Raw genomic sequence first — 7,146 nt, forward strand, 5'->3', positions numbered from 1 at the left:
TCATTTTAATTTACCTTCCTTTCTTAAATATTCTTCAATCTTTTTTTCGATCTCATCCTTCTTAAAGAAATTATGAAAATAAGTGTTATCCGCTAGGATTAATGCCTTTTTTACAGCCGAAAGTACGTCCTGGGTTATATCCTTATTTTCAACCTCAATTTTTATGGGCCCGATTTTATCTATTTTCTCGTCCGTTAATTTAGTCCTTGTCAGGACATCCTTCGCGTAAAAATTCACCAGGGATATATTTTTAACCTGGTCGAACCCGGATTTATTTATCTCCAGGGACAGTATCCTGCCTTTTTCCTTGTCCTGGGCGCCGATGGCAACCACCATGTTGAATTTACCAAGTGCAGTATTCAATTCCAGGGGTATCACATATCCCAGGATAATTCCCCGGACAAAAGGCTTTTTATACACATCATCCCTGTAAATCACGTAAAAAGAATAAATTGAATCCGACGACACAAGGTCAATTACATATCTTGACGCGTTTGGAAAAGATTTTTGGACCTGTTCCAACGGATTTTCGCCTAATAATGCGGTTTTGCTCTCAGTAAACTTTTTTATTTTGGCAAAGGCCTCGTCCTTTTTGATCTTATTCCCGAATTTAAAGTCATCGAGATACACCAGGACTTTTTTCATACCGCGCAGTGTCTTATGGAAACCTTCATTTTCTTTCGGCGCCGGGTTTTGTATGCGGCTGACCATATCCAGGGCCAAAATATTCCTGTCTTCAATTTTCTGGCCCGTCAAATATTCATTAAAATAAAAATGTTCCAAAGTCAACCCGATAAATTGGGAATAAAACTCCGGCGTCTGGAGTTTTTCCTTTTCGAATGAGGGCAGTTTCTGGTAGTAAAATTCCCGGATCCTTTCATCCAGGTCAAATGCCAGCATCAACTGCGAATTATCCGCCCCGGGCCAGCCCTGGTTCGCGCCGAAGACCCAGCCAATCGCGTCCGGGCCTTTAAGGATTTCATAAAAGACATAGGGAATGTCCTTTGTTTCCCATATCGGGTCCCATTTGTCACCCAGGCGTTTTTCCAATTCCTTATACAGGGCCTCGCCGCCAATTCCCCGTTTATCGCCTGTTTCATCCGTCCTGATAAATTCCGCGCGGTAGTTGGTCCTTTCCGGGAAAAGACGGATAGTGTCCTGGTCCGCGTTCGTCAACTGGCACGGGACCACCTGGGACTGGGCGAACAGTTTCAATGTTACAAATAGCATAAAAATTATCAAAATTGTTACTAATTTCTTATACATAAAATCTCCTTATAAAATTCAAAAGGCAAAATGAAAAAGTTAAAATTGTAGTGTGTTTCGCAAAATATTTTTTATCACGAAGTGATCCCATATTTTTAATTTTGATTTTTAAATTTTTCATTTATTTTACCCCTTCTGCCCATAAAACAACAGTCCTACCCATGTATCCTTTTCCCCGAAGATAGTATCAAGGTCTCTCGATACCACAAACTGCAGATTATAATTCGCGGAAAAGCCGTAGGTCAATCCCCCGCGGAGCGCGGTATTACTGCCGTTTTCGGGACTGCCGCGATTCTGGGTAAAATTCTCAAATTGCGCGAATCCGGACCATCTGTTATCCCTGTCCAGCGAGTATTTTATTTCAGCAAATTCCGCCAAGACATTTTCCTTATCCGCGTCCCTGCCAACGGAAATCTCTCCGCGCAGCCTTAATGGCCCATACAACTTTTGCCCGTCCAGTCCCATCCGCCATTTTTTTATAACATTACCCATGAAACTGCTTTCTTTCTCATCCATTGTGACACTTCGCAGTTTTTCAACGGCCATGGGATCAAATACTTTTCCGATCAGGCATGACATTCCCAGCCATTCATTAAGGTGTTCCCCGATTCTCGGCGTGGATATTTTCCCTGAAAGAATATAGTTCCCGTCCCGTTCAAAATATTCCATGCCGGAACCTCGGGTAACCGCCGCCTGGTATTCGAATAATTCATTCTGCCCTTCCAATCCCACACCCCAGTCCCTGTCAACTCCTGAAAATTCCATCGCGGGGCTTTGCAGTAACGTGCCGTGCGTGTCAATCCACGGCTGTATGCCGAAAGGTACATAAAAATGGCCCAGCCTGACATTTACCATCGGCGGTAAAACACGGAGCCTCAAATAAGCATTGTGCAATTCTGTTTCAAAATCATTCCTGCCTTCGGTATATTCACGGCCCATCTTACTGCCATAAGCGAATTGATTGTTATAATAGGCCGCTCTGAACTGCACATTCATATCGCCTATCTGCCCCCTTTGACCTGAAAATGTCCCGAATAAAATAAAACCGAGCGAATTCCTGCCTTCCATCTGTTCAAGCTCAGACGAATATCTTTCAGAAAGGTATAGCTCTTTGTAAATAATATAACTGTCTCTCCTGGCCATTGCTTTAAAAAGGTTTTTCAGGAACTGATCACTTCGTGAAAAATACGGTTCCGCCTTTTGCTTTTCAACGGCTTTGGGCCTTTCCAAATCCGCGCCTATTTCTTCCAGAACGTCATCCGAGGCAAGGCCCGGCTTTCCAAAAATAAATATTAACATTAAAAAACCTGACAAAATAGTTTTAAACATAATTACTCCATTGAAATTTTTAACTTAAACCATCGGCAATAATTCCAAATTAATTATACTACTATTAATTTGAAACAAGCCGCAAATCTCTTGAAAAAATATTTTTTGATCAAATAAGAAATGAACAGTCTTTGAGGAAAATTGGAATGGAACAAGATTTGAATAAAAATTCACCGCTGTGCAAAATATCATTGTTTTCTGAAAGAACATTAACATAGCGCCTATTTTGCACGAATGATACGAACTGTTTTAATAAACTATTGGCCGCGTTGCTTTTATTTTCAAAAACAAAATCCAGGGGAATGCTTATTTTGCACTCGCATTTCGAGGTATTCTTATAATTAAATGAAGCCTTCTTGGAACAGCATGAATGATTTTCTTCATTTTTTTCCATCCCGCAGCAAGTCTTCACATACGCAAACCCTGATGCGGTGCCGAATAAAAATATAATCCCTATAATGAACGCTTTTTTATATTTTTTTATGAAATTAAACATCGAAATTCCTTTTTTTATTTGCGAAAATTTTCCAATACGTCAACAATTTCCTTTATTTTTTCCCGTTTTTCTTTTTCAGTTCCGGAAATAAATGCGTTCGCGAAACAAGTCTCTAAATGTCTTTTAAGGATATTGTTTTCAACTTTTTTTACCGCCCCGGCAACCGCTGAAAGCTGGAGGAGGATATCCACGCAATATCTTCTTTCTTCGAGCATTTTCTGTATCCCGAGGATCTGCCCTTCAATTTTTTTAAGCCTTAATATTTCATCTGAATGATACGCGCCTTTTATCATTAACATCCCTTTTTAAGGATAATATACCATACTCCCCCAGGGTATGTCAAGTGTTTTTTTTATTTTTTTTATTTCCGCCCGTCAATCCCCTGAAATTCATATCTCTTCATCAAAAGCGAATTGCTTACAACGGACACAGAACTGAAGGCCATGGCCGCTCCCGCGATCATCGGGTTAAGGAGAAAACCAGTGAAAGGGTAAAGTATGCCCGCGGCAACCGGTATACCAATCGTGTTATAAAAAAACGCCCAGAAAAGGTTCTGCTTTATTTTTCTCATCGCGTAACTTGAAAGATCCATCGCAATCGCAACATCGCGGAGATCATCTTTTATAAGGACAATATCTCCCGACTCAATCGCGACATCTGTTCCTGTCCCTATTGCTATTCCGATATCAGCCTGGCTTAAAGCAGGAGCGTCGTTTATGCCGTCTCCTACCATGGCAACTTTTAAGCCCTCAACCTGAAGTTTTTTTATTTCTTCCGCTTTATTCTGCGGCAATACTTCAGCCAAAACACGCTCTATTCCAAGCTGTCCGGCTATCGCTTTACCTGTGCGGACATTATCACCTGTTATCATAATAACATTCTTGCCCATATTTTTTAAAGCGTTAACCGCTTCTTGAGAATGTTCCTTTAGCGTATCGGCAACCGCAACCAAACCTTCTAATTTATTATTTATAACTACGAGCATGGCAGTCTTTCCCTGATTTTCCAGATCCTGCAAAGCATTTTCCCTCGACAAGACATCAATCGACAGGTTCTCCATAAATTTTCTGTTACCAAGATAAATAGTTTTTCCCTGCCACAGGGCTTGGACACCTTTACCTGTTATTGAATCGAAACTTTCCGCCTCCGGTACGGTAATATTTCTTTTCTCCGCGCCTTTTACAATCGCCTCTCCAAGCGGGTGCTCTGACTTTTTCTCGGCCAGTGCGGCAAACATTAAAATATCATTTTCGCTGTAACTTCCATGAGTTATAACATCCGTCAATTCAGGTTCCCCTTTTGTAAGTGTCCCTGTTTTGTCAAAAACCACGGTATTGATCTCATGAGCCGTCTGAAGCGCGTCCGCGCTTTTTATCAAAATACCATGTTCAGCGCCAAGCCCTGTTCCCACCATAACGGCAGTCGGAGTGGCAAGCCCTAAAGCACAGGGACAGGCAATGATCAACACAGCTATAAAAGTTGAAAGAGCGAACACAAAACTTTTTCCGGCAAGCATCCATCCGGAAAACGCCAGTATCGCTATTAAAACAACTGCAGGGACAAAATAAGCGGATATTTTATCCGCCAATTCCTGAACACGGGCTTTAGACCCTTGAGCTTCTTCCACAAGTTTAATTATTTGAGCAAGCGCGGTATCTTTCCCAACCTTAGTAGCCATAAACTTAAAACTCCCTGTTTTATTTATTGTCGCGCCGATAATTTTTGAACCCGCGGATTTTTCAACAGGAATACTCTCTCCTGTCAGCATGGATTCATCAACGCTTGAATGCCCCCCGGCCACTTCTCCGTCAACCGGAATTTTTTGTCCAGGTTTTACAATAACTATATCACCGGGGATCACCTCTTCTATCGGAATTTCCTGTTCACGGCCTTCCCGTTCCACCAAAGCGGTTTTCGGCTGAAGCCCCATAAGCTTTTTTATCGCTTCTGAGGTTTTACCCTTCGCGACCGCTTCAAGCGTTTTACCGAAAAGAATAAACGCTATAAGTATTCCCGCGACTTCAAAATACAGATTTTCTATACCGCCGTAGTTTGTATTGCCGCGCCAGATATTAACAGATACAAAAAGGCTGTACAGGTATGCCGAACCGGTACCGACAGCGACAAGCGTATCCATGTTGGCAGTTCTTGTTTTAAAAACGGCTGTTATTCCCCTCGTATAAAACTGGTTTCCAATGATAATTATAGGGGTCGCGAAAACAAACTGCAGAAGCGCCATATTTTTCATAATGATTTCAGGCACAGGCAAACCTATGTGATGCCCCATCGCGAGATACAGAAGCGGAATTCCCAGAATAAAAGAAAATATAGTTTTAAACCTGAGCGTATTAATTTCTTTTTCCCTTGCCTCTCTTTCCGCGTCAACTGTTGATTCAGTTTCTTCAAGAGGCGTATATCCCGAGTCCTTTATTGTTTCTTTTATTTTTTCTTTAGTAATCCTTGAAGGGTCAAATGTTATGATCCCCCGCTCATTAATGAACAATTCTTTTGATATGATTCCTGGCAGGCTTTCAATCGCTCCTTTCACTGTTCCCAGGCAATGCGGATTATCCATCCCTATTATTTTAAGCCTTAGCACATTACCCTTATCCTGCGTTTTTGGTTTTATGACCTTATACCCTATTTTTTCAATGGTATTTTCGATCTTCTGCAGGCCGACCGCCTGCGGGTCATATTCAACCAGGGCCTTGCCGGAAGCGAAATTCACATTCGCCGTGTACACGCCTTTCATGCGTTTAAGCCCCATCTCGATAGACATGACGCAGGACGCGCAGGTCATGCCGGATATGCCTATAATTGTTTTTTCGAGCTTCATGCCTTCGGGCGCTTTTTTATGTTCAAACGGCAGGTCCTCTCCCAAAAATTTACGTTTGCAGATATTACTGCAAAAATAATAAATTTTGCCGTCTTTTTCCGCTTTTATGGCCGTCTTTTCATCGACTTCCATGCCGCATACAGGGTCAATGGCCATTTTGATTTACTCCTTTTTTTAATTCTACACCCGGAAGCAGGGAATTTGTCAAGCATATTTTCATTTTTTTATGGGCCCTTCATACCGCGTTCATTATACTATACCCCTGTATAGTATATCAAGAATTAAATTTGCCAAAGCTGAATTATTATGTTATATTTTAATTATGAATGAAAATAACCCGATTTCCCTTTTTATGGCGTTCTCGGCAGGCGTTCTTTCTTTTATTTCACCATGCGTCCTGCCCCTTATTCCCGGTTATATTTCAATCATCACGGGCCTGTCATTCGATGAGTTAAACGCGCAAGGCAAAGAAAATAAAAACAAGGTATTCATAAATACTTTGTTTTTTGTCCTTGGTTTCAGCACTGTTTTTATTCTCATGGGCGCGTCCGCGACGTTCCTGGGGCAGGCAATTTTACGTTATTCAGATTCAAGCGCTGTAAGGTATATTTCAGGGACACTGATTATACTTTTCGGCGTGCATTTCACGGGCCTGGTCAAACTTAAATTTTTATATAAAGAAAAAAGGCTTTTCGCGAATAAAATAAATAATATAACTTTCGCGGGGGTCTTTTTCATGGGTGCGGCATTTTCTCTCGGTTGGACACCCTGCATAGGTCCGATATTGTCTTCAATCCTTCTTTACGCGGGCACAAGGGAAACCATGAAGGACGGCCTGATACTCTTAAGCGTTTATTCGATTGGACTTGGCGCCCCGTTTATCCTGACCGGGCTGGCTTTTAACAAGTTTTTAAAATTAACCAACCTGATAAAAAAATATTACAGGCAGGTGGAAATAATAAGCGGCATTGTTTTGATTGTAATAGGAACATTAATAATAACAAACAACTTCCAGAAATTCTCTTTCTGGATAATAGGCAGGTTTCAATAACCCTGTCCATTCATAAGCCAGTCAAGTTGCGTAGTTACCTCTTTACAGAACTTTGACACCTCGAAAATAAATTTCTTTATTTGATAAGTAATTAGCTGATTTCAGGCAGACGTAGGCACTACGTTTTCTTTTAGGGAAGAAATAATTTTGGGCGGGATTGCGCAGCCT

The 7,146-nt window shown here is 41.3% G+C and carries 6 protein-coding genes; 1 reads left to right on the forward strand and 5 read right to left on the reverse strand.

The genetic code is table 11. From position 1 onward, the window contains the following. The 5 genes from AB1498_04455 to AB1498_04475 all read right to left on the reverse strand — a co-directional run bounded on the left by AB1498_04455 (position 1) and on the right by AB1498_04475 (position 6,083). Positions 1-1,266, reverse strand: a complete 1,266-nt coding sequence (locus tag AB1498_04455; protein MEW6087533.1) for a hypothetical protein — start codon at positions 1,264-1,266, stop codon at positions 1-3. A gap of 126 nt (positions 1,267-1,392) precedes the next feature. Then, entirely contained in the window at positions 1,393-2,595 is a 1,203-nt protein-coding gene (locus tag AB1498_04460; protein MEW6087534.1) for a hypothetical protein, read from the reverse strand. 109 nt (positions 2,596-2,704) lie between these two features. Next, on the reverse strand, positions 2,705-3,091 hold the full coding sequence (locus AB1498_04465) for a hypothetical protein (protein MEW6087535.1): 387 nt from the start codon (positions 3,089-3,091) through the stop codon (positions 2,705-2,707). Between the two features lie 14 nt (positions 3,092-3,105). Further along, entirely contained in the window at positions 3,106-3,384 is a 279-nt protein-coding gene (locus AB1498_04470; GenBank protein ID MEW6087536.1) for a metal-sensitive transcriptional regulator, read from the reverse strand. A gap of 68 nt (positions 3,385-3,452) precedes the next feature. Further along, positions 3,453-6,083 carry a heavy metal translocating P-type ATPase gene (locus AB1498_04475; protein ID MEW6087537.1) on the reverse strand — a complete coding sequence of 877 codons (2,631 nt, stop codon included), beginning with the start codon at positions 6,081-6,083 and terminating at the stop codon, positions 3,453-3,455. Between the two features lie 166 nt (positions 6,084-6,249). On the opposite strand from AB1498_04475, the gene AB1498_04480 reads away from it, so the two are divergent. Then, the gene (locus AB1498_04480) at positions 6,250-6,978 is read left to right on the forward strand and encodes a cytochrome c biogenesis protein CcdA (protein MEW6087538.1); all 729 of its coding nucleotides are present in this window, start codon (positions 6,250-6,252) and stop codon (positions 6,976-6,978) included. Positions 6,979-7,146: the final 168 nt, after the last annotated feature.

The organism is bacterium (assembly GCA_040754625.1).
Taxonomy (GTDB): Bacteria; JACRDZ01; JAQUKH01; order JAQUKH01; family JAQUKH01; genus JAQUKH01.